Source organism: Metabacillus sp. RB-C-LZQ-3-1 (genome assembly GCF_058315175.1).
On the sequence record NZ_JBZFLI010000008.1, the window covers coordinates 188,775 to 213,430 of the forward strand.

Annotated in this window: 24 protein-coding genes; 2 read left to right on the forward strand and 22 right to left on the reverse strand. The window is 35.6% G+C overall.

All coding sequences use genetic code 11. The features are described 5' to 3' along the window. Positions 1–62: 62 nt before the first annotated feature. The 11 genes from rplI to AC4GZ8_RS14900 form a co-directional block, all read right to left on the reverse strand. Positions 63–509, reverse strand: a complete 447-nt coding sequence (gene rplI, locus AC4GZ8_RS14850; RefSeq protein WP_491082675.1) for a 50S ribosomal protein L9 — start codon at positions 507–509, stop codon at positions 63–65. Next, positions 506–2,479, reverse strand: a complete 1,974-nt coding sequence (locus tag AC4GZ8_RS14855) for a DHH family phosphoesterase (RefSeq protein WP_491082676.1) — start codon at positions 2,477–2,479, stop codon at positions 506–508. The genes rplI and AC4GZ8_RS14855 overlap by 4 nt, the downstream gene beginning before the upstream one ends. Before the next feature lie 38 nt (positions 2,480–2,517). Continuing rightward, positions 2,518–3,453 (reverse strand): YybS family protein, encoded by a 936-nt coding sequence (locus AC4GZ8_RS14860; protein WP_491082677.1) that lies wholly within the window; start codon positions 3,451–3,453, stop codon positions 2,518–2,520. 478 nt (positions 3,454–3,931) lie between these two features. Further along, entirely contained in the window at positions 3,932–4,171 is a 240-nt protein-coding gene (gene rpsR / locus AC4GZ8_RS14865; protein WP_026561616.1) for a 30S ribosomal protein S18, read from the reverse strand. Between the two features lie 37 nt (positions 4,172–4,208). Continuing rightward, a complete protein-coding gene (gene ssb / locus AC4GZ8_RS14870) occupies positions 4,209–4,715 on the reverse strand; it encodes a single-stranded DNA-binding protein (RefSeq protein ID WP_491082678.1) in 507 nt (168 codons plus the stop codon). Between the two features lie 37 nt (positions 4,716–4,752). Further along, positions 4,753–5,040 (reverse strand): 30S ribosomal protein S6, encoded by a 288-nt coding sequence (gene rpsF / locus AC4GZ8_RS14875; protein ID WP_491082679.1) that lies wholly within the window; start codon positions 5,038–5,040, stop codon positions 4,753–4,755. A gap of 135 nt (positions 5,041–5,175) precedes the next feature. Then, on the reverse strand, positions 5,176–6,276 hold the full coding sequence (gene ychF, locus AC4GZ8_RS14880; protein WP_491082680.1) for a redox-regulated ATPase YchF: 1,101 nt from the start codon (positions 6,274–6,276) through the stop codon (positions 5,176–5,178). Positions 6,277–6,558: 282 nt separating this feature from the next. Continuing rightward, on the reverse strand, positions 6,559–8,565 hold the full coding sequence (locus tag AC4GZ8_RS14885) for a molybdopterin-dependent oxidoreductase (RefSeq protein WP_491082681.1): 2,007 nt from the start codon (positions 8,563–8,565) through the stop codon (positions 6,559–6,561). A gap of 14 nt (positions 8,566–8,579) precedes the next feature. Next, positions 8,580–8,786 (reverse strand): DUF951 domain-containing protein, encoded by a 207-nt coding sequence (locus AC4GZ8_RS14890; RefSeq protein WP_491082682.1) that lies wholly within the window; start codon positions 8,784–8,786, stop codon positions 8,580–8,582. A gap of 15 nt (positions 8,787–8,801) precedes the next feature. Then, complete coding sequence (locus AC4GZ8_RS14895) at positions 8,802–9,671, reverse strand: mechanosensitive ion channel family protein (RefSeq protein ID WP_491082683.1); 870 nt, start codon at positions 9,669–9,671, stop codon at positions 8,802–8,804. A gap of 235 nt (positions 9,672–9,906) precedes the next feature. Continuing rightward, positions 9,907–10,926: a YkvI family membrane protein gene (locus AC4GZ8_RS14900; RefSeq protein WP_491082684.1), complete on the reverse strand. Its 1,020-nt coding sequence runs from the start codon at positions 10,924–10,926 to the stop codon at positions 9,907–9,909. Positions 10,927–11,023: 97 nt separating this feature from the next. Here AC4GZ8_RS14900 and yyaC point away from each other — a divergent pair, with 97 nt between their 5' ends. Next, positions 11,024–11,647 carry a spore protease YyaC gene (gene yyaC / locus AC4GZ8_RS14905; RefSeq protein ID WP_491082685.1) on the forward strand — a complete coding sequence of 208 codons (624 nt, stop codon included), beginning with the start codon at positions 11,024–11,026 and terminating at the stop codon, positions 11,645–11,647. 179 nt (positions 11,648–11,826) lie between these two features. Here yyaC and AC4GZ8_RS14910 read toward each other — a convergent pair whose 3' ends face one another. From AC4GZ8_RS14910 to rpmH, 11 genes are all read right to left on the reverse strand, one after another. Further along, a complete protein-coding gene (locus AC4GZ8_RS14910; RefSeq protein ID WP_491082686.1) occupies positions 11,827–12,528 on the reverse strand; it encodes a DUF554 domain-containing protein in 702 nt (233 codons plus the stop codon). A 114-nt stretch (positions 12,529–12,642) separates the two neighbouring features. After that, the gene (locus AC4GZ8_RS14915) at positions 12,643–13,491 is read right to left on the reverse strand and encodes a ParB/RepB/Spo0J family partition protein (protein ID WP_491082687.1); all 849 of its coding nucleotides are present in this window, start codon (positions 13,489–13,491) and stop codon (positions 12,643–12,645) included. Next, complete coding sequence (locus AC4GZ8_RS14920; protein ID WP_491082688.1) at positions 13,484–14,245, reverse strand: ParA family protein; 762 nt, start codon at positions 14,243–14,245, stop codon at positions 13,484–13,486. Before AC4GZ8_RS14920 ends, AC4GZ8_RS14915 begins: the two co-directional genes overlap by 8 nt. A gap of 519 nt (positions 14,246–14,764) precedes the next feature. Beyond that, positions 14,765–15,634 (reverse strand): nucleoid occlusion protein, encoded by an 870-nt coding sequence (gene noc / locus AC4GZ8_RS14925; protein ID WP_491082689.1) that lies wholly within the window; start codon positions 15,632–15,634, stop codon positions 14,765–14,767. A 104-nt stretch (positions 15,635–15,738) separates the two neighbouring features. Then, the gene (gene rsmG / locus AC4GZ8_RS14930; protein ID WP_491082690.1) at positions 15,739–16,455 is read right to left on the reverse strand and encodes a 16S rRNA (guanine(527)-N(7))-methyltransferase RsmG; all 717 of its coding nucleotides are present in this window, start codon (positions 16,453–16,455) and stop codon (positions 15,739–15,741) included. A gap of 16 nt (positions 16,456–16,471) precedes the next feature. Further along, positions 16,472–18,361 carry a tRNA uridine-5-carboxymethylaminomethyl(34) synthesis enzyme MnmG gene (gene mnmG / locus AC4GZ8_RS14935; protein WP_491082691.1) on the reverse strand — a complete coding sequence of 630 codons (1,890 nt, stop codon included), beginning with the start codon at positions 18,359–18,361 and terminating at the stop codon, positions 16,472–16,474. Between the two features lie 29 nt (positions 18,362–18,390). Then, positions 18,391–19,776, reverse strand: coding sequence for a tRNA uridine-5-carboxymethylaminomethyl(34) synthesis GTPase MnmE (gene mnmE, locus AC4GZ8_RS14940; protein ID WP_491082692.1), 1,386 nt, complete (start codon positions 19,774–19,776; stop codon positions 18,391–18,393). 542 nt (positions 19,777–20,318) lie between these two features. After that, positions 20,319–20,945 carry an RNA-binding cell elongation regulator Jag/EloR gene (gene jag / locus AC4GZ8_RS14945; protein WP_491082693.1) on the reverse strand — a complete coding sequence of 209 codons (627 nt, stop codon included), beginning with the start codon at positions 20,943–20,945 and terminating at the stop codon, positions 20,319–20,321. Then, complete coding sequence (gene spoIIIJ / locus AC4GZ8_RS14950) at positions 20,942–21,709, reverse strand: YidC family membrane integrase SpoIIIJ (RefSeq protein ID WP_491082694.1); 768 nt, start codon at positions 21,707–21,709, stop codon at positions 20,942–20,944. Before spoIIIJ ends, jag begins: the two co-directional genes overlap by 4 nt. 150 nt (positions 21,710–21,859) lie before the next feature. Then, the gene (rnpA, locus tag AC4GZ8_RS14955; RefSeq protein ID WP_491082695.1) at positions 21,860–22,204 is read right to left on the reverse strand and encodes a ribonuclease P protein component; all 345 of its coding nucleotides are present in this window, start codon (positions 22,202–22,204) and stop codon (positions 21,860–21,862) included. Positions 22,205–22,471: 267 nt separating this feature from the next. Continuing rightward, entirely contained in the window at positions 22,472–22,606 is a 135-nt protein-coding gene (gene rpmH / locus AC4GZ8_RS14960) for a 50S ribosomal protein L34 (protein WP_026561635.1), read from the reverse strand. 609 nt (positions 22,607–23,215) lie between these two features. On the opposite strand from rpmH, the gene dnaA reads away from it, so the two are divergent. Beyond that, positions 23,216–24,568, forward strand: a complete 1,353-nt coding sequence (dnaA, locus tag AC4GZ8_RS14965; RefSeq protein WP_491082696.1) for a chromosomal replication initiator protein DnaA — start codon at positions 23,216–23,218, stop codon at positions 24,566–24,568. Positions 24,569–24,656 lie beyond the last annotated feature (88 nt).

The window sequence follows — 24,656 nt, forward strand, 5'->3', positions numbered from 1 at the left end:
TGGCTCCGCTTCAAGACAAATTTCAATCTTTCCACCAAACCACAACCATTACCAACATTTACTTACTGTTCTTTTACATGTACTTTGATCGTTGCACTTACTTCAGGATGAAGCTTGGCAGGAACATTCGTATATCCTAGTGCACGAATACCATCTGGTAAATCCAATTTGCGTTTATCAAGTTTAATATTATGAGTTTTCTTTAGCTCATCAGCAATTTGCTTACTTGTTACTGATCCAAATAAACGTCCGCCTTCACCAGATTTCGCTTCGATTTCTACTGTTAATTTCTCAAGCTCAACCTTTAATTGCTTCATTTGTTCTAGTTCTTCAATTGCCTCTTGCTCTTGCTTTTTCTTTTGTGCATTTAATGAACTAATATTTGCGTTTGTTGCTTCTACTGCAAGACCTTGCTTAATTAAAAAATTATGTGCATATCCGTCCGCAACATTTTTTACTTCGCCCTTTTTTCCTTTTCCTTTAACATCTTTTAAAAAGATTACCTTCATGATTTTGTTCCTCCTTCTAGATAGTCTTCTATTGCTAATTTTAATCTATTTTCTACTTCTTGTAACGTCGTTTGCTGCAATTGAGTTGCTGCATTTGTTAAATGGCCGCCACCATCCAGAGCTTCCATGATAATTTGTACATTCACATCACCCAGTGATCTTGCACTAACACTTATCAGTTCCTCATTACGTTTTGCAATGACAAATGAGGCTTCAACCCCATTCATTGTTAGTAATGTATCTGCTGCCTGGGCAATCGTGACTTGCTCATAATAATCATCTTCTTCTGCAACTGTTATCGTAATTCCTTCTTTGTAAATGGAGGCATGTTGAATTAACTTTGCACGCTTTACATAGCTTGTAATATCTTCTTTCAGAAATTTTTGCACTAATACAGTATCAGCACCCTTTGCTCTTAAATAGGAGGCTGCATCAAATGTACGTGATCCTGTTCGAAGGGTAAAACTTTTTGTGTCCACAATAATTCCCGCTAATAAGGCTGTAGCCTCTATCATATTCACTTTTAAATGCTTTGGTTGATATTCCAATAGCTCTGTTACTAACTCTGCTGTAGAAGACGCATATGGCTCCATATAGACAAGGATCGGATCCTTTATAAACTCTTCTCCCCGTCTATGGTGATCAATGACAATGACACGTTCACTTCTGGATAATACTCTTTCATCGATCACTAATGAAGGTTTATGAGTATCCACGACAATGAGAAGCGTTTCATCTGTCATGATTTCAAGTGCTTGTTCAGGTGTAATAAACCTTGACCATAATTCCGGATGTACTTTGACTTCAGCTAGTAATTGCTCAACTCCTGAATCAAGTGCATCTGGGTCTAAAATAATAAATCCTTCTTTTTCATTTACTTGTGAAACCTTTAAAATCCCTATAGCTGAACCAATAGCATCCATATCCGGGTATTTATGCCCCATGATCATGACTTTGTCACTTTCAAGGACAATTTCTTTTAAAGCATGTGAAATCACTCTTGCTCTAACTCTAGTCCGTTTTTCCATTGGGTTTGTCTTTCCGCCAAAAAATTTAACCTTTCCATTTTGCTGCTTAATGGCTACCTGGTCTCCTCCACGTCCTAAAGCAAGGTCTAAGCTTGACTGTGCTAGATCACCAAGCTCTTGTAAAGAAGATACACCAGAACCAACTCCAATACTAAGTGTTAACGAAACATTATGAATGGTCGTCTTTTCACGTACTTCGTCTAATATTGAGAACTTTGTTTTGATTAATCTTGTTAGTATATCTTCGTTTAATACACCGATAAATCTTTCTGAAGAGATCCTTTTAAGAAAGACACCATAATCCTTAGCCCATTTATTTAATAATGATGTCACCTCACTATTTATCGCACTTCGTGTTTGATCATCCATGCCTTGAGTGACTTCATCATAGTTATCTAAAAATATAAAAGCTAAAACTGTTCGTTCATCTTCATACTGCTTTTCAATCTCAATTTGCTCAGTTACATCAAAAAAGTAAATTAATCGTTCTTCCCTTTTAATGATCACCTTAAACTCTCTGTCGTACAACGCTATTGTGTCTGACTCAACCTCTTGTTTTATTAACGGGACTAAAGAATCAGCAAGATCAAAAAGAGACCTGCCAACAAGAGTATCTTCATCAAAACAAGAAGTCATAAATGGATTTGACCATTCGATTTGATATTGATCATTAAAAAGCATAATTCCGATTGGCATCTCCATTAAAGCCTCTTCGCCAACTTTTTTTAATCGGTATGAAAGCGTTGTTATGTATTCTTCCATCTCTTCCTTGAAATCTGTAAGAGCTCTTTTAATGAAATATAGGACAATAGCTAGAATAACTAATAAAATAGATCCAAGGATCCAATTATAAAAAGATAAAACAAGTACTGCTATCACTGTTACGCCAATCAGTGCATAAATAGGATAACGGATTAATGGTTTTTCATAAAAACTTGGCATGCTGTTTTCATCAACTCCTCGCAACAGTGAATACAAACCTATTTTTTCGTTATTTTACCACGGAGAGGAAAGCCTAAATCAATTATACCTAAGATTCTGATAAGATAAAGAAGTATCGGGATAAGAAATGAACCTATCATAATAGAAATTGGCACAGCCTTTGCCCATCCTTTTGTGAATGAGTAATAAAAAATAAATGAATAACCCTGCAAGAGAACAAAAAATTGCAAGATGAAATATAGGTTAATTACAGCGATAAAAAGGAAGGTATCTTTATCTAGGTTCACCATTAGCAAGATGGAAACAAGTAAATAATACCATACAATACTTTGCGGCAGTTTCCAGTCTCGAAAAGGTTTTAATGGAGCAAGATCGAATCTTAACCTTTTAAGGATTGGGGTGGCAAGCAAATGAGTGATAACAGCCGAGATGACCCCAATTGTTATAAACATTGTTGGAACTAAATGAATCATTAAATCTAAGCCTTGCTCCAACTGAGTGAATTGTTCACTTAGTTTTTCATCAGTTGAAAAAGATTCCAAAATCGATTTCGATTGTTTTATTGATTGTTCTAGCATACTAATTGAGTCATGAATAAAATCAATATTCATGAACAATTTTGCGCCAATATAAGAAACAATGATGCTAAAGGTATAAGCTAAACTTCCTCCAACCAAAACACCTAGTGTTTGTTTTTGCTTATAAAAATAGCCCATTATTAAGCCGCTCAGTCCAAATGTAACAGCTGTTATTATACTAAAAATTGAACCGAACAGAATTGAAAGTATACTCCCTGCAAAAATTAAGAGGAATGTAAGCGAAATACCGTGCCTTATCGTAAAAATAATAAAAGGCAATGGTAAAACAAATAGAACGATCGTCCCTATAATTGGTACATATCTTGCAAACAGCATTAATACTAAGTAAATTGCTAATAATACAGCTCCTTCTGTTAAAACATGAGCCTTTTTCACAAATGACACCTCTTTAATTAAGAAAAGTGCAAGCGCCGGATCAGCAATAAATGAACTGGAGCACTCCGTATGAGATAAGCGAGACTTCCATTAAGGAGGATCTTTCCCTCTTATGGATAACGAGCCTTATCCGAGATTAACGGGCAGCCAGCTTTATAGCCGTTAATATCGAGCAAAGGAAACACGAAGAGTGCAAGCTTCGCTGTTGACTTATCTTAAGGAGGAGTGTGAAGTTCACTAGTTGCTGAACACTAGAGACAGACAGCAACACTTGGTAAAGTGTTATGCTTTCTTATTTAATCATATAGATCCCCACTTACACCAAAGTTAGTAGGTAAAATATAATATGTATGAATAACTAAGGTCATTCTATTTAATGTCCTTACTAAATCTTACCCTTAAACATCATCAAAAATGCGATCTTTAATGACGAAAAAAGCACAGATTGGAATAGATCCATCTCTGTGCTTTCTATCTATTATTCACCAGCAACATATGGTAATAAAGCCATTTGACGAGCTCTCTTAATTGCTACAGTCAATTTGCGTTGGTATTTAGCGCTAGTACCTGTTACACGACGAGGTAAGATTTTACCACGCTCAGATACGAATTTTTTTAGTAAATCTACATCTTTATAATCGATGTGTGTGATTCCGTTAGATGTAAAGAAACACACTTTACGACGCTTTGCACGTCCACCTTTACGTCCGCCTGCCATGATCAATTTCCTCCCTTCTATTTTAGATGTTTATCTATTAAAACGGTAAATCATCGTCAGATATATCAATAGGCTTTCCATCATTTGCGAATGGATCGTCATCAAAGCTTGTACGACCTTGATTACGTTGATTTTGATCTGAACCGAATGGATTTTGATTGCCAGAGTTCCCTTGGAATCCACCAAAGTTATTATTGTTGTTGCTGTTTCCTCCACCACTTGCACCTCTAGGCTCAAGGAATTGGACACTTTCTGCAACAACTTCTGTTACATAAACACGTTTTCCAGTTTGATCTTCGTAACTGCGGGATTGCAAACGACCGTCAACACCTGCTAAGCTTCCTTTTTTCAGGAAGTTCGCTACATTTTCGGCCTGCTTTCGCCAAATCACACAGTTAAGAAAATCTGCTTCTCTTTCACCCTGTTGGTTTGTAAACGTACGGTTTACTGCTAAAGTGAAGGTAGCAACAGCTACTCCGCTTGGTGTATAACGCAGATCTGGATCTTTTGTTAGTCTTCCGACTAATACAACTCGATTCAACATCAGAACCATCCTTTTTTGTATATCTTATCTATCACGATTAGTCTTCTTTTTTAATTACGATATGGCGAATGATATCTTCGCTGATTTTTGCTAAACGATCGAATTCTTGAACAGCAGCTGCTTCAGAATTCACTTGAAGAAGCATATAGTAACCATCGCGGAAATCATTGATTTCGTATGCTAGGCGACGTTTGCCCCACTCTTTCGCTTCTGTCACTTCCGCACCATTCTCAGATAAAACGTTGTTGAAACGCTCAACTAAAGCTTTCTTAGCTTCATCTTCAATGTTTGGGCGGATGATGTACATAACTTCGTACTTTCTCATCATCTTACACCTCCTTTTGGTCTAAACGGCCCATAAATGGGCAAGGAGCAATTAAATAAATAAATTACTCACAATTAGATATTATAACAAAAAGTATTAAAACACGCAAGTTTGGAAAAATAACTAATCAATCGATTAAACATTAAAACGGAAGTGAATGACATCTCCATCTTGAACAACATAATCTTTTCCTTCTAAACGAACCTTACCAGCTTCACGTGCTGCTCCCATCGTTTTTGCTGCTAATAAATCCTCATAAGAGACAGTTTCAGCTCGAATGAACCCTCTCTCAAAATCAGTATGAATGATTCCTGCACATTGTGGTGCTTTCATGCCTTTTTTGAATGTCCAAGCACGAACCTCTTGTTCACCTGCAGTAAAGTAAGTAGCTAGTCCAAGAAGATGGTATGATGCTTTAATTAACTGGTCTAAACCAGACTCCTCGATACCAAGTTCCTCTAGGAACATTTCTTTTTCTTCACCTTCTAGTTCAACAATTTCTGATTCTATTTTCGCACAAACCACAATTACTTCTGCATTTTCAGCAGCAGCAAATTCACGTACTTGTTTTACATAAGGGTTATTTGAAGGATCTGCTACTTCATCTTCACTTACATTTGCTACATAAAGAATTGGTTTAATTGTCAAAAGATGCAGTTGCTTTACATATTTTAGCTGTTCTTCATTAAATTCTACTGCACGTGCAGGCTTTTCGCTTTCAAATGCTTCTTTCAGCTTTACCAAAATTTCATGTTCAAATACAGCTGTTTTTTCTTTTTGCTTAGCAAGTTTAGCAACTCGCTCAATACGCTTATCAACAGTTTCTAAGTCGGCTAAGATCAATTCTAAGTTAATTGTTTCAATATCTGAAATTGGATCTACCTTACCAGATACGTGTGTGATGTTGTCATCTGCAAAACAACGTACAACATGACAAATAGCATCTACCTGTCTAATGTGTGAAAGGAATTTATTTCCTAACCCTTCGCCCTTACTTGCCCCTTTAACAATTCCTGCAATATCAGTAAATTCATATGCTGTTGGAATTGTTTTCTTCGGCTTAACAAGTTCTGTTAACTTTTGTAAACGTTCATCTGGAACCTCAACGATTCCTACGTTAGGATCTATTGTACAGAATGGATAGTTTGCTGATTCTGCTCCAGCTTGTGTAATTGCGTTAAATAGTGTAGATTTCCCTACATTAGGAAGACCTACAATTCCAGCCGTTAATGCCATTTATCCCACTCCTCTATCATGAAACAAAAAGATTTGTCCGTTTTCAATCAATCTTCAACAATTATAGATAGAATAGCTGTAAAATACAAGCTTACTGATTAGAAAAGCGCAAGCATCGATGTTGACTTATCGTCGGAGAAGTGTAAAGCTCACAAGTTGCTGGGTGCTGGCAGCAAAGATACGCGACGTCTTGTGCTTCGGAGCTTGACACCAAAAATCAGTAAAATGTTATACTTTTATTATTTTGTAAAAAAAGAGCTATTAAAAGCTCTCCAAAAAAAGTTATTCTATCTTCTCTAATCCTACTAAACAATCATATAAAGTACTTCCTAAACCATTATCTGATACACGATCAGGTGTAAGGAGATTTACAGAGCCGCCAAATTTATGCCATAAACCTTCATCAACATTTACTGTCTTCGGATGTGCCTTCTTAAGAATTTTAACTGAACCAGTTAATTCTCCACGGTCATTATAAATTCTTACCCGGTCTCCTTCTTCTAACTGCATTTCCAAGGCAATATCCTCTGAAACTTCAATTTTCACCGATTGCATCGCTTCAATTAGCACATAATGCTGAGAATGGTTTGATCGCAATGGATGAATAGATAATAGCTGGTAAGGATATTTTTCTGCTAGTTCAGGGTTTGTTAACCCTGATTCTATTGGAAATAGATACTGCGGTTTCCCTTCAAAGCCTTTTTTACCCCCCAGCTCTGAAGTAAACTCAAACTTCCCGCTAGGAGTTAAAAATTTTCGATCTTCCCAAGGTACATGTTTAACAGGTAATGGGATTCTTTTTTCCTTTTTAAGCCTTTCAAGTGTGATTCCATCTGACTCAAGATGTGCCATTCCCATTTTGAGAAACTCGTCTCTTGAATAGGAAAATGCTTCTCCAAAGCCTAGTCGTTCTGCTAATTGTGTCCAAATCCATAAATCAGACTTTGCATCACCAGGAGGTTCTACTAGCTTTTCTCCATAATTTACATAATGATGATACATAGATGCATAATAAATATCTTCTTCTTCAAAGACAGTTGTTGTAGGCAAAACATAATCTGCCATTTCGGCTGTATCTGTTAAAAAATGATCAATCACAACTACTGTATCAACTGATTGAAATGCTTGAATGATTTTATTTGAGTCAGGAACTTGGGCAATTGGATTCCCGCATGTCACAATAATCATTTGAATAGCTGGATCAATTGATTGAAGTATTCCATCTGCTTGCTGCATCATCGTAAACGATCTAGATTCCGTATTTAGGTCTGATCGTGTAAGAGTATCCATTTTGAAGCTTTTACCAACTTGAATATTTCCAAAGTTGGCCCCGCCACCTTTAACTCCTACATTCCCGCTTATGGCTACTAAAGCATCGATTAATCTGATTGTATTTCCACCATTTGCATAACGTTGCATTCCAAGACCTAAGAATGTTGATGTTGGTCCATTTTCATAGATCGAGGCTAAATATTTAATTTCCTTATAAGAAACCTCAGCCTTTATACAGATTTCATCTATAGTGAACTGGTTTAATAGCTCTTGTAAATCATTGTACCCTACCGTATATTGCTCAATAAAATTAGTATCTTCCTTCTTTTCTTGAATGAGATATTTCATAATGCCGATGGCTAAAAGCCCGTCCATTCCAGGCTTAATTGAAATATACTCATCAGAGATTTTTGCTGTTGCATTATAAATTGGGTCGATGACTGTAATGGTTGCTCCCCGTTTCTTTGCTTCTTGCAGCTTTTGAAACAAGTGCATATTCGTTCTTGCAACATTTCTACCCCAAATCACAATGTTTTGGCTATAAAGAAGGTCATCTGGAGCGTGACTATCAGAACGACCGAAATCCCAAGTCTGAGCTTCAATGCCAGAACCCCAACAAATACTGCCAACTAAATGAGTAGCCCCTCCAAAACAATTAAAAAACCTTTTATCGACGTTTTTTAGCAAGCCATTATTTGCATAGTCATGGCTATGCAAAACAGCACTTGGCCCATGTGATTTCTTTATATCCCTCATTTTTTGAGCAATCTCATCCAGAGCTTGTTTCCAGGAGATTTCCTCAAAATGGCCATTTACCTTCTTTAGAGGAACAGTTACTCTTTCTTTGGAGTTTGTCTTTGTTTCGAGCATTCGACCTCTTCCGCAAATCTTACCTTGTGTAATCGGATGATCCTTATCTCCTTCAACCTTTATCACTTTGCCATTTTCGACCGTTACTTCAAACCCACAGCTATCCCAGCAATTTAAAGGACATGATGACTTGAAAACCTGTTTCATAATTGTATCCTCACTTATGATTCGTTTGCTTCCTCGTGTCTTACTAGTACCTTTTTTAATTTTCTAGAAAACTCCTTACGCGGAATGAGTACGCTATGGTCACAGCCTTGGCATTTAATTCGTACATCCATTCCCATTCTAATAATCTTCCACTCATTCGTTCCACATGGATGCTGCTTTTTCATTTCAACAATATCATTAAGGCCAAATTCTTTATCCAAAGTATATACCTCCTTCTAACTCACTTCTTCTTTTCTGTTATACATCACAATACGAGGATAAGGAATCTCAATACCTCTTTCATCCAGTCTCATTTTAATATCTTTTCTAAGCATTCTCGCAATATGGAAATGTTTCATCGGCTCAACCTCACAGGTCACACGAAGGATCACTTCTGAAGCGCCTAAATTTTGAACACCTAATAATTCAGGGGGGTGCACGATATCTTCATACTTATCTTGTACTTCCATTAATAACTCCTGAATCACTCGTTCTGCATGAGGAATATCACTTTCATAGGCGATACTTATATCAACAACAGCAATACTATTATTAATAGAGAAATTTGTCACTTCTGTTATACTTCCGTTAGGCAAAATATGAATTTCGCCTGTCCAGCTTTTAATTTTTGTTGTGCGTAACCCTATTTCTTCAACCGTTCCTTCAAACGTTGAAACTCTTATAAAATCTCCTACAGAAAACTGGTCTTCAAAAATAATAAAAAAGCCGGTAATAATATCTTTCACTAAGTTTTGTGCACCAAAGCCTACTGCTAAACCCACAATTCCTGCTCCAGCAAGTAAAGCTCCTACATTAATGCCTACTGTTTCTAAAACCATCATAATAGCAATAAAGTACACAACATAAGTGAGAATATTTTCAAGAAGCTTTGCCAGCGTATTTTCTCTTCTTTCGGATATTCGAATTGGTGATTTCCCGCGAAATAAAAATATTTTACTTATAGCAAGTTTACCGATACGAATAAAGACCGTAGCAATAATGAGTATTAAACAAATCTTTAATAAACCTTGTCCTAATGACATCCATAGCTCTATATCTGTTATATAATCTACAATCTGAAGCCACATTTTTTCTAGTATCTTCATAAAATCACCCTTTATAATCAAACTGTTCCATCATTAAATCACCATTTTCATAGCCAATTATACTCCATCTACTGAAGAATTTCTTATGAAAAATTGAAAACTGAACAATTAAATATATTCCAATGTGGCAATAGAAATTATGTCTGTATAAGGCAGAAAATGATTTGCAACAAGTGTAACCAAGGTGAAGATAAAACCAAAATAAAACCGCCAGCCTTCAGACTGAACTTGTTAACTATTCCCTTGTTCGATAACGGCTTAAGATTGGATAGAGCAGGATTGTAACAAGCAAATAAAGATTAATTAACCCATACAAAGGGTATAAAATAGCGACTAAGTTTGCAAACCCAAAACGGGTAAAAGGAATCATGATGATGACTAAAATAGCTGCCATTAACCAAAAGGGCATTTTCATTAGGTCTTTTAACCGTGAAGCAAGACCAAAGATACCTGATACAGCTGTTGTGTAGATTGCAAGCCAAAGCATAATGGACATAAAAAGGAAGAATCCAAATGGCGAACCTTTTAATACAGCAAAAAGAGGTATTTCATATTCTGCTAGATAATCAGACATTTGTACTAATGTTTCATTGTAAACAAATGAAATAGCGCCTAAGGTAACTCCGCTTCCTATGCTAGCAACTTTGGCTTCCTTCAAACCTTTCATTTCTTTCCCTATTGCAGCTAACACTGCGATAAGCGGTAAAATATTTAAGGCTGTAAACGTAAAAGCAGCAGGCCAATTATATTGTTTATTTAAATCTAATACCCATGAATGATGATGAGAGATATTAAAGGATAATAATGCATAAAAAAGTCCTAATACAAGCATTGGAATAACAATCGAATTTAATTTAATAATTCCATTTGTGCTTCCAACAAATAGAAGAATAAGTAAGACAGCAAACACAGCAATCCCAACCCAGTATGGAATAGAAAAAGCTTCGAGTGTGGCACCTCCACCAGCAATCATCACAATCGTTGTCGTAAACAAATACAACACAATGAGTACATCATACACATATGAAAGCTTTTTCCCTATTAACCTTTCTAAAATTGGAAAGAAATGGCTAGACCTTTCTTCATAACTAATTTTCATTATGACATAGACTGCAATCATAAAAATGACTGTAAAAATAACGATTGCCAGTCCACTTTCAAAGCCAAAAAATTCCCATAATTCTCTTCCTGACGCATATCCAGCACCAATTATTGTTCCTAAGATAAGAAACATCCATTTAATACCTGACCTCATTTTCTCACCTCTTATGGTTGTCCTAATTACAACGAACATGTATAGAATCGAATATTTCTCCGTATACTGTTACTACTATGACATGGGAGTGAATTCTATGAATCTAAAATCAGGACTTTTTCAATCAGAAAAAAATCAAGATCGCATCCATTATGAAGATGAAAGAGCGACATCCTTTTTAACAAATATGGTTTTAGAGCATTTACCAAAACTATTCTATAAGCCTATCGTTATAATCTGTATTGGAACTGACCGTTCTACAGGAGATTGTTTAGGTCCTTTAATAGGTACAGCTATAAAAAAAGAGTTAAAGCATTTCCATGTCTATGGCACCTTAAAGGATCCTGTTCACGCAGTGAATCTAGAGGAAACGCTGCAATTTATAAAAGATAAACATCGCAACCCATTCATTATTGCTATTGATGCCTGTTTAGGCCGATTTAAAAGTGTTGGCTTTATGGAAGTAGCGAAAGGATCGATTAAACCTGGAGCTGGTGTTAACAAAGAATTACCAGAGGTCGGAGATATGCATATCACCGGAATTGTAAACATTAGTGGATATATGGAGTTTCTTGTTTTACAAAATACAAGACTACATTTGGTTATGAGTATGGCTGATATCATCTCTAAAGGGATTATCAAGGCTGAAACTGTATACCTAGAGAAGCGCATATCAGTAAGAAGGAATTGGCTAGAAAGTCAAGATTCCGCAATAAACTAACTTCATTAAAGAATCTTGCTGACTTATGAGCGAGTAAGTTGAAGACAAAGGCATGCTTAGTTGCACTATACTTAATACAATATTGCATTTAGCCACTACGTCAAATCATTTTCTAAGTTGCTTTGTTAACGTATAAAAATACACTGCAAATAATTTTGCAGTGTAGATAATGTTTATAATTAAACATGATATTGAATAAGGACGATCACCGTTATGATAAGTATACTTGGTAATAGGTTGGCCACCTTTATTTGTTTCAATCCTAAAATATTGATCCCTATTGCAATGATAAGTACTCCGCCAGTTGCAGTTAACTCTGCAATTAGACGTTCTAATAGAGAATCTGATAGAAATTGATGAATGACATTTGCAAACAGCGCAATTCCTCCTTGATAGAGAAATACAGGAATAGCTGAAAATAATACACCTATCCCAAGGGTACTTGCTAATACCATACTAGTAAAACCATCTATCATTGATTTTGTAAGAAGCACAGAATGATCTTGTCTTAATCCACTATCTAATGCACCTATTATTGCCATTGCCCCCACAACAAAGATTAATGTAGCTGTTACAAACCCTTGGGCAATATTCCCAGTTTGAGATTTTCCAATCTTTTTTTCTAACATATTTCCTACCCCATGAAGATGGTCTTCTAATTTTAACCATTCGCCTATAACAGTTCCTATAACTAAACTAACGATAACAAAAAAGAAGTCTTCACTCTTCAAAGCCATATCTAATCCTAATACAACGACAGAGAGACCGATAGCTGTCATGACTGTTTGCTTCATTTGGTCAGGAATTCTTCTAAGTAATAGTCCAATCATTGTCCCAAGGATAATTCCTAATCCATTCACAATACTCCCAAATAAAACCAAATTAATTACCTTCCATTCTATTTGTTTATCTATATATTTTTAACACTGTCGATTAATATACTTAACGTACAAAAAAAGACTGACTAATTTAGTCAGCGGTTTAAAATATCTATTTTATGATTGTTTATCGAGCAATTCTAAAATACGATTTAAATCATCCTGAGAGAAGAATTCTATTTCAATTTTCCCCTTTTTCTTTTGCTTCTTTATCGTAACGGATGTTCCGAAATATTCCTGCAAGAATGTTTCTCTTTCTTTTATAAATACATCTTTTTCAGGTTTTTTCTTTGTTGTTTCACGTGGAACACTGTTATTTAGCTGTTGGATGATCTGTTCTAACTGACGAACATTTAATTGTTCTTTCATTACTTTTTCGACAAGTGCATTTAATTTTTCTTTATTTTTAAGTCCTAACAATGTTCGTCCATGCCCCATAGAAAGCTTACCTTCAGAAATTAGTTGCTGAATTTTTGGCGGTAATGTTAGAAGTCTAACATGATTCGCAATATGGGGGCGACTTTTCCCTAGTCTTTTCGCCAATGCCTCTTGTGTCACATTTAATTGCTCCATTAGCTTTTGATATGCAAGAGCCTCTTCTATTGGTGTTAGATCTTCACGCTGCAGGTTTTCCAAAAGAGCTAATTCCATCATTTGCTGTTCGGTTAAATCGCGGACAACAGCAGGAATGGCAGTTAACTTTGCTTCTTTTGCAGCACGAAATCTGCGTTCTCCTACAACTATTTCAAATCCTTTTATACTTTTACGAACAATAATAGGTTGCAGGACACCGTGCTGTAAAATTGATTCTTTCAGTTCATTGATTGCATCTTGTTCAAAAACCTTACGTGGCTGATATGGATTTGGACGTATTTCCTTGATCTTTATTTCTTGAATGGATTCCTCTTGTCCAACCTCCACATTTGTAAATAAAGCATTAATTCCCTTACCTAAGCCTCTAGCCATTAACAACCACTTCCTTTGCCAAATCTAAATAAACTTCTGCTCCTCTAGATCTTGGATCATAAATAATAATAGGTTGGCCATGACTTGGTGCTTCACTTAATCGAATGTTTCTTGGAATAATTGTTTTATAAACCTTGTCCTGGAAATATTTCTTCACTTCATCAATAACTTGAATACCTAAATTTGTTCTGGCATCAAGCATTGTTAATAAAACTCCTTCAATTGTTAAATCTGTATTCAAATGCTTTTGAACTAGTCGAACTGTATTTAATAACTGACTTAATCCTTCCAATGCATAATATTCACATTGAACAGGGATCAAGACGGCATCTGATGCAGTTAGTGCATTTATTGTTAACAGTCCTAGTGAAGGCGGACAGTCTATAACCATATAATCATAGTTATCCTTAACCGCTTCTAGTGCCCGTTTGAGTCTAACCTCTCTCGATATCGTTGGAACTAATTCTATTTCAGCGCCGGCTAATTGAATCGTTGCTGGAATAATATCAAGATTTTCGACTTCTGTAGGCTTAATAACGTCCTTAGCCTCTACATCGTCTACTAAAATATCATAAATACAATGCTCGACATCGGCTTTTTCAATGCCGATTCCGCTTGTTGCATTTCCTTGTGGGTCAACATCGACAAGAAGTACTCGTTTTCCGATGTATGCTAAGCAAGCTCCCAAATTAACTGATGTTGTTGTTTTTCCAACTCCACCTTTTTGGTTTGCAATTGCAATGATTTTTCCCACGATGTCACCTACTTTCATAAACATAAGATCTGTTGTTTTTTAACAAACACCTAATACATAGAGTAGGAAATTCAGTAAGAAAAGCGTAAGCGCCTTAATTATCCTGGGGTAAATAAGACGATTTAGAATAGATGGCGTTCTTTGCATTAATCCTAAATGTGCTAGACCCTAAAGACAGACTAAATTGGGACATCAATCTCCACAACTACGCTTGCTCGTCCTGTAAGATCTAAGGCTAGGCGCTGGAGCTAGACACCAAAACTAAATAAAGATTTTATACTTCTTAAACTAAAAAAAAGAACCTTTTCATCATTTTTTTATTTTATCATGAAAAATGAGGGAAAGGTTTGAATTTTTTTGGATTTATTTAATTTAGTATTTCCCCTTAGAGAAAAGGAGATTTTTATATGTAAAAAGTTGTATAAAAAGAAAAAAGGCCTGACAAAAGCCAGTACCTAACAAACTATACGTAGAATAGATGGACTATTTAACATATAAATGCCTCTAGAAGTTATGAAATTATTTAGGGATTTTTATTATAAATTGAATATATTCATCAAATTCTTCTTCTTCTGTATTCAGTTTTACACCACTATCAGCTACCATCGTTAGGGATTGACGAATTGTATTCATAGCAATTCTTGTGTCTCGACTAAAAGCTTTACGCCTTGGTTTAGGCTTTGCATTATTTTTTTCAAGCAACTTTACTACCCTATCTTCTGTTTGTTTTACATTGAGCTGCTTTTGAATAATTTCCTCTAATAAAGTGTTTTGTAATTCAGGTTTTTTCAAAGGAATAAGAGCACGTGCATGCCGCTCTGTAATTAATTTCTTAAGCAATGCTTCTTGTACTTCTTCTGGCAGCTTTAATAAACGTAGTTTATTTGCTATTGTTGACTGACCTTTTCCAAGCCTTTGAGCTAAAGCTTCTTGGGTAAGGTTATGTAATTCCAACAACTTCGCATAAGCTACAGCCTCTTCAATTGAAGATAATTCTTCCCTTTGTAAATTCTCTATTAAAGCAACACTTGCTGTTTCTGTATCATTGAAATCCTTTACAATTGCAGGAATAACATCCCAACCTAATGTTTGTACAGCGCGCCAACGTCTCTCTCCTGCTATTAACTCAAACTTGCCGTCCACTTCACGTACGACGATCGGTTGAATGATTCCATGTGTTCGAATTGTTAAAGCTAATTCTTCAATCTTTTCATCTGAAAAAACGGTACGTGGCTGGAAGCGGTTAGGTACTATATCCTTAATTTGAATCTTTTTAACCTCTTCCTTTATTTCTTCCGCTGTATTTTCCTGTTCAACTTCCTCTACAACGATTTGTTCTATTTCTTCTTTTTCTCCCAAACCGAAAAAACGAGAAAATGGATGCTTCATGAGCCTACACCACCTTTAAAAACTACCATTTTTAATATTCTATCTTTCTATCACTATTTCCTTCAAAATACTTAAAAGATCGAGTAATGTTTCATGTGAAACATCTACTCGATTGGAAGCTTATTAGGCGTTCCAGGCTTTCGCGGGTATTTTTTTGGAGTCAACTTTTCCTTTTGAATAATGATAATTGTTCTTTCACTCTTTTCCATTGGTAACTCAAATGAGTGAATTTGTTTTACATTACCACCTAAAACACCCACTGCCTTTTTCCCTGCTTCTAGTTCTTCTTGTGCTGCCGCACCTTTCATTGCAATAAAATAACCATCTTTTTTCGCTAACGGTATACATAGTTCACTTAAAACGGACAATCTAGCAACTGCTCTTGCTGTTACAACATCATACGATTCCCTAAACTGCTTATTTTGACCAAATGTTTCAGCACGGTCATGAAATAATTGAACGTTTTGTAAACCTAGTTCTTTAGCTAAGTGTGACAAAAATGTAATCCTTTTTTGAAGTGAATCTACAATAGATACATTCAAATGCGGAAAGCAAATATTAATTGGAATACTTGGGAATCCTGCACCAGCTCCTACATCACATATAGAAAGAGGTTTTGAAAAATCAAAGTAAAATGCAGCTGAAATAGAATCATAAAAATGCTTTAAATAAACGTCTTTTTTATCAGTGATAGACGTTAGATTCATTTTTTCGTTCCATTCAACAAGAAGCTTAAAATATAAATCAAATTGATCCATCTGTTGCTGAGAAAGATGAATTCCTTTCTCAGCCAAACTTGATTGAAATAATGCTGTATCCATGCTCAAAACCTTTCTATTATTGATTAGAGACTCTGGCTATTCTACCTTGCTCAAGATAAACCAGTAAGATGGAGATATCAGCTGGGTTTACACCTGCTATCCGTGAAGCTTGAGCGACAGAAAGAGGTCGAACTTCTTTTAGCTTTTGTCGAGCTTCAGAGGCTAATCCATTTATATCATCATAATCGATATCTTCAGGAACCTTTTTATTTTCCATTTTCTTTAATTTTTCCACTTGCTGTAAAGATTTTTCAATATAACCCTCGTATTTGATCTGTATTTCAACTTGTTCCGCAACATCCTGCTCTACTTCTTTTTCAGAAGGCGCAAGTTGTGCAATATGCTCATATGTCATTTCAGGACGTTTAAGTAAATCTGCCGCTTTAATTCCATCCTTCAGCTCGCTCCCTCCAACTGAAAGAATGAGATTTTGCGTTTCTTGATTTGGCTTAATAATCGTAGAAGATAAACGTTCCTTTTCATCTTCAATTGCTTGCTTTTTAAGATTGAACTTTTCATAACGCTCTTCCGAAATGAGGCCAATCTTATGACCAAGATCTGTTAAACGTAAATCTGCATTATCATGGCGTAATAACAATCGATATTCAGCTCTTGACGTGAGCAAACGATAAGGCTCATTTGTACCTTTTGTCACTAAGTCATCAATAAGCACCCCAATATAAGCATCAGATCGACTTAAAATGACTTCTTCTTTTCCAAGAGCTTTTTGCGCTGCATTAATTCCTGCCATTAATCCTTGACCAGCAGCCTCCTCATATCCAGAAGTTCCATTTATTTGACCTGCTGTATATAAAGAAGATATCGCTTTGGTTTCAAGCGTAGGCCATAATTGGGTTGGGACAATGGCATCATATTCAATTGCATAGCCCGCTCTCATCATTTGCACCTTCTCAAGGCCTGGGATGGTTTTCAGGATTTGTTGTTGAACATCCTCCGGTAAGCTTGTTGATAGCCCTTGTACATAAACTTCTTGAGTATTTCTTCCTTCAGGCTCTAAAAAGATTTGATGACGTGGTTTATCATTAAAGCGAACAACTTTGTCCTCAATTGATGGGCAATAGCGAGGCCCAGTTCCTTTGATCATTCCTGAATACATTGGAGAACGATGCAAATTATCATCAATGATTTTATGTGTTTCTCCACTTGTATACGTTAACCAGCATGGAAGCTGATCTGTAATGTATTTTGTTGTTTCATATGAAAACGCTCGAGGTACCTCATCCCCCGGTTGTATTTCTGTTTTACTATAATCAATGGAATGACTATTGACACGTGGAGGTGTACCTGTTTTAAAGCGAACTAAATCAAAACCTAACTCTTGTAAGTGTTCGGATAATTTGATAGAAGGCTGTTGGTTATTTGGACCGCTTGAATATTTTAATTCTCCGAGAATAATTTCTCCTCTTAAAAATGTCCCTGTCGTTAAGACAACAGCTTTTGCAAAGTATTCTGCACCTGTTTGAGTCACAATTCCTTTACAAACTCCATCTTCAACAATGAGACGATCAACCATTCCTTGAAGCAAAGTAAGGTTTGGTTCATTTTCCATTGTTTTTTTCATTTCATGTTGATAGGCAAACTTATCAGCTTGGGCGCGCAGTGCTCTCACAGCTGGACCCTTTCCAGTGTTTAACATTCTCATTTGTATATGTGTTTTATCAATGTTTTTGCCCATTTCCCCGCCTAAGGCGTCTATTTCGCGCACAACAATTCCTTTTGCAGGCCCGCCGACAGATGGATTACAAGGCATGAATGCGACCATATCTAAATTAATGGTAATGACGAGCGTTTTTGCTCCCATTCTTGCTGAAGCAAGTGCTGATTCACACCCGGCATGTCCAGCCCCAACAACAATAACATCATAATCTCCTGCATGATAGGTCATTTTGTAACCTCCTTTTTAAAAGATCTTTCTTATTTTCCTAAACAAAATTGAGAGAATAACTGATCAATTAGGCTCTCATGAACAGCATCACCAATAATCTCACCTAACTGTTCCCAACATCTTGTTAAATCGATTTGTACAATATCAATTGGTACTCCGGCATCTATTCCTATTAATGCATCCTCAATTGATGTTTTGGCAGCAGTTAATAATGCGATATGTCTAGAGTTTGACACATATGTTAAATCACCGCTTTGTACATTTCCTTCAAAAAACAAAGCACTTATTGCTTCCTCAAGCGCATCAATACCTTGTTCTTCCAGTAAGGATGTTGTCACAATAGGTCTTCCCAAGGCTAATTCTCTTACTTTTTCTAGATTAATTCGTTGTTCTAAATCAGTTTTGTTGACGATGACAATAACGTCCATACCTTTAACGGCTTCGAAAAGCTTTATATCTTCCTCAGAAAGCTCTTCATGATAATTTAAAACTAATAAAATTAAATCTGCTTCCTTTAACACTTTTCTAGAACGTTCTACACCAATTCGCTCTACAATATCCTCGGTCTCGCGAATACCCGCTGTATCGACTAAACGGAGTGGTACTCCTCTGACATTTACATACTCTTCTATGACATCTCTTGTTGTACCAGGAATATCAGTAACAATCGCCTTATTTTCTTGAACAAGACTATTAAGCAAGGAGGATTTTCCTACATTTGGTCTTCCGATTATAACCGTAGAAAGACCTTCTCTTAAGATTTTCCCTTGCTGAGATGTTTGTAAAAGCTTGTTGATTTCATCTTTTACGAATGTTGCCTTTTCTATAAGCATTTGATGTGTCATTTCTTCTACATCATCGTATTCAGGATAATCAATATTGACTTCTACATGGGCCAAGGTTTCCAAAATTTCCTGCCTTAGCTTTTGAACAAGCTTTGACAACTTCCCTTCCATTTGCCCTAAAGCAACATTCATAGCCCGATCTGTTTTAGCACGAATTAAATCCATCACTGCTTCTGCTTGTGATAAGTCAATACGGCCATTTAAAAAGGCTCTTTTTGTAAATTCGCCTGGTTCTGCAAGTCTTGCTCCATTTTGTATGACTAATTGCAGCACTCGATTAACTGTCACAATTCCGCCATGACAGTTAATTTCAACTACATCTTCTCTAGTAAATGTTTTTGGCCCTCTCATTAAAGAAACCATTACTTCCTCAACAACATCATTCGTTGTTGGATCAATCATATGTCCGTAATGGATCGTATGGGAGTCAACCTCTGTTAACCTTTTATTTGAAGGGGCCTTAAATAGCTTATCTGCAATTTGAATGGCATCCTCGCCGCTTAATCTAACAATTGCGATGGCTCCTTCACCTAAAGGTGTTGATATCGCTGCGATTGTATCTAACTCCATCGCTACGATCACCTCTCTCTTTCATTTATCTAAACAATAGCGCAAGCGCCTTGGTCAGCCTCGGGCAAATAAGACGCAAATGAATAGAAGACGTTCTTTGTCTTCAATTCATTTGTGACTTATGGCCTCGAGGCAGTTACTAACGTGACTTCCTGTCGCTGTAACTGCACTCGCACGTCCTGTGCGATCTGAGGCTAGGCGCTGGAGCTAGATGTTGAAACTACTTTCTTTTATCAAACTCGACCAAATTTTAAAGATAGCATATTTTTTTTCCATAAGAAAGAAATATCACTTTGTTTTATCCACAACTTTCTATCCACTACCTTATCTACCTCTCCTTATTTTAACTTATCCACATGTTAATAACAATATTTGCTGAACATAGGAAAAAGATCCTGATAATAAAAATTGTCGAAAATGAGTTGTTAGTAGGAATTAATTTGATGAGGGCAAAAAAGATAAGGAATTGAAAATAAGTGATTTTCCCTCAATATTATTTTTTTCAAATAGTAAATAGTCCATAAAAAAAGAGAATGACTATGTCATCCTCTTTTTTTTGGTGCTATAACTAAATGTCTGTTTGGCTCTTCGCCAACTGAATATGTTTTAATATCTTTAAATTCAGTAAGTGCAGCATGGATTACTTTTCTTTCATATGAAGGCATTGGCTCTAAAGAAACATTTTTTGATGTACGAATTGCCTGCTTTGCTAGTTTACCTGCTAGCTGTTGTAAAGTTTCTTTTCTTTTTTCCCGATAATTTTCCGCATCTAATATTATCTGTAAATAATGATTGGAATAGCGATTAGCAACCAATTGAGTAAGGTATTGTAGAGAATTCAATGTTTGTCCTCTTTTTCCAATCAGCATCGACATTTTATCTCCAGATAACTGAATGTTTATCACTTTTCCCGTTTGTTTCACATGAATATCTGCTTTAATTCCCATCTTTTCTACAATTTCTGATAAAAAAACATGTACAATCTTAGATGGATTTTGAATAAGTGTTACTTTAACTCTAGCAGGTTGTTTTCCGAATAACCCGAAAAAGCCCTTTTTTCCTTCATCGAGAATGGTGACCTCGACTTCATCTCGGTTCGCTTGCAATTGCTTTAATGCTTCCTCCACTGCTTCATTGACAGTTAGTCCAGTAGCAGTTACTTCCTTCACTTTTTGTTTCCTCCATCTTTTGCAGCCTTTAATTCAGGCCCCTTCACAAAATAGGTTTGAACAATCATAAAGATATTTCCGACTACCCAATATAAAGAAAGAGCAGCAGGGAAAGAAATCGCAAACACAACGATCATAATCGGCATAAGCCATAACATCATGGCCATTTGAGGATTTTGATTAGCAGTGCCTGCCATCATCATTTTTTGTTGAATAAATGTAGTTACACCTGCAACAAGCGGTAAGATAAAATATGGATCTCTTTCACCTAAATCAAACCAAAGGAATGTGTGCTGGGCAATTTCCTCTGTTCTCATAATTGCATGATAGAAACCAATTAAAATCGGCATTTGAACAATTAACGGAAAACAACCTGCAAGCGGATTTACACCATGCTTTTGGAACAAGGCCATCGTTTCCTGTTGAAGTTTTTGTTGTGTTTGTTGGTCTTTTGAACTATATTTTTCTCTTAATTTTTGCATTTCAGGTTGAATTGCTTGCATTGCTTTTGAACTTTTCATTTGTTTAATCATCAATGGTAGAATTGCTAAACGAATAATAAGTGTAACAATAACGATTGCAATTCCGTAATTGTCACCCGTAATTTCTGCAAAATATGTAATAAGCTGTGATAAAGGATATACAATGTACGAATTCCAGAACCCTTCACTTTCAGCTGTAATCGGAACATTTACTTCCGTACAACCAGTTAATAGGGATAAGATTCCTACTAATCCTGCAATTAAAAATATGCGCCTCTTCAAACCTTTTTCCTCCTAATCATAATTGATACCATTTTTGTACGTTAAAAGATAGAAAAAGTTCCACATAATTAATATCTTAACACTTTTAATTATAGAATTGTTTCATCAATAAGAAGTTTTCGTGAAGATAATTTCAACAATTTTCAACATCTATTTTGATTGATAAATTTTTGCTTTTCTAAATAAATGGTTCAAGCTACCTTTTACCTCATGGTAATTCATTTCTGCAGCTGGTTTTCTAGCTATCACAATGAATTCTTTCCCATTAGCAATTCGATGCTTCTCTTCCAAGAAAACTTGTCGAATTAAACGCTTAACTTTATTGCGAGTAACAGCATTTCCTATCTTCTTACTCACAGAAAGACCAATTCTAAATTCTTTTTCTTCTGATTTTGGTAAAATATAGAGAACAAATTGTCTATTGGCAAATGACTTCCCCTTTTTAAAGACAACTTGAAAATCCTTATTTTTCTTAATTCTATACTTCCTTTTCATTTGTCTTCACTCCGGTTTGTTCTGCTAACATTACAGGCAACAGAATAATCACCATCATTATATCTTAATTAAACCTGATTTAAACTTCAGATCTTCTCCCTCTTTGGATCAGATCATTCCATCTAAATATCAGATTTCATATTATTTAGAAAAACTTGGCTTATCGCCAAGTCCTATTAGCGAAAGCCTTCGTTTTTCTTATACTATCATCCATAAAATCTTATACTTACTGATAGTAAAAAAAGAGACCACTGACATTTCAGTGGCCTATGCTGATAATACTTTTCTTCCTCTGCGACGACGGCGAGCAAGAACTTTACGTCCATTAGCTGTGCTCATGCGGCTACGGAAACCATGAACTTTACTACGTTTACGTTTATTTGGTTGATAAGTACGTTTCATATATGACACCTCCCTGAGGAATAACAGTTAAAGACAGTCTTATTAATTATAGTTACCTACCACATAAATTGTCAACCACTTACTGTTTTTTTCATGTTAAGTAAATCTTTTAAGGATCCTCATTACTAGATTAAAAAAATAATCGTTATGGTTTTAATAAAAACTTCTCACACCTCTTTAACCTCTACAACATAACCTGTGGATATTTTTTCGACATGATTCTTCACTATCCACATCTGTTATCGACAAGTTTTTCACATATTTTATCATTGTGGACAATTTATTTTAACAAATGATTAATTATGTGGATAAGTTTGTAAAAACCGTTGCATATCTAGTTTTATTCTGATATTATATTTGTGTTTTCACTCTTAATAAACGATTAGTGATTTCGACATATCCACAGACTGTGGATAACATGTGAATAGTTTATAAACAGGCTGTGTAAATTGTTGTCCACAACTCGTGAGTTTTGTCGAAAAGACGTTTTTCTACTATATTATATATTTATTCACATTCGTCTATTTTTGTATGTTTATACATGGAGATTCACGGCTTGTACAATTGTTATACAAAAAGCGTTTTGGTAAAGGAGGGACATAAACGTAAATGGAGAATATATCCGAGCTTTGGAGTAAGGCTTTGGCTGAGATCGAAAAAAAGATAAGTAAGCCAAGCTTTGAAACGTGGCTTAAATCAACAAAAGCACATGGAATTCAAGGAGACACATTAACCATTACGGCTCCAAATGAATTTGCTAGAGACTGGCTAGAATCCCGATACTTACACTTAATAGCTGATTCCATCTATCAATTAACTGGTGAAGAATTCGCGATAAAATTTATTATTCCCCAAAATCAATCAGATGATGATTTTGTTCCAAATTCACCTATTAAACAAATGAATAAAAATGATGAGGAACATACAGAATTACCGCAAAATATGCTAAATCCTAAATATACATTTGATACATTTGTAATAGGATCTGGTAACCGCTTTGCCCATGCAGCATCACTAGCAGTAGCAGAAGCACCAGCTAAAGCTTATAATCCCTTGTTTATTTATGGGGGAGTTGGACTAGGAAAAACCCATTTAATGCACGCAATCGGCCATTATGTTATAGATCATAATCCATCTGCAAAGGTTGTCTATTTATCCTCTGAAAAATTTACAAATGAATTTATTAATTCTATTAGAGACAATAAAGCTGTCGATTTTAGAAATAAATATAGAAGTGTCGATGTACTTTTAATTGATGATATTCAATTCCTGGCAGGAAAAGAACAAACTCAAGAGGAATTTTTCCATACTTTTAATACACTTCATGAAGAAAGTAAGCAAATTGTCATTTCAAGTGACCGGCCACCTAAGGAAATCCCAACATTAGAGGATCGCCTTCGCTCTCGCTTTGAATGGGGATTAATCACAGATATTACTCCGCCAGATCTGGAAACAAGGATCGCTATCCTTAGGAAAAAAGCTAAGGCGGAAGGTCTTGATATTCCTAATGAAGTGATGCTTTACATTGCTAATCAAATTGATTCAAACATTAGAGAACTAGAAGGTGCACTGATTCGTGTTGTCGCCTATTCGTCTCTTATTAATAAAGATATAAATGCAGATTTAGCTGCTGAGGCATTAAAAGATATCATTCCTAACTCTAAGCCTAAAATGATTTCTATTAGTGATATTCAGCGTATAGTTGGACAAGAGTTTCAAGTGAAATTAGAAGATTTTAAAGCAAAAAAACGTACAAAATCCGTTGCTTTTCCTAGACAAATTGCGATGTATTTATCTAGAGAATTAACCGACTCTTCACTACCGAAAATTGGTGAGGAATTTGGAGGACGGGATCATACAACTGTCATTCATGCTCATGAAAAAATCTCTAAGATGCTTCAAACCGATGAGCAATTACAAAAACAGTTAAAAGAAATCACAGGTCTATTAAAAGGTTCATAATTTTTTTTGTGTTGAATAATGTGAATAACTAGTACAGATATATACACAGTCTGTCCACATGTGGATAGGCTGTGTTTCTCTTCTTTCC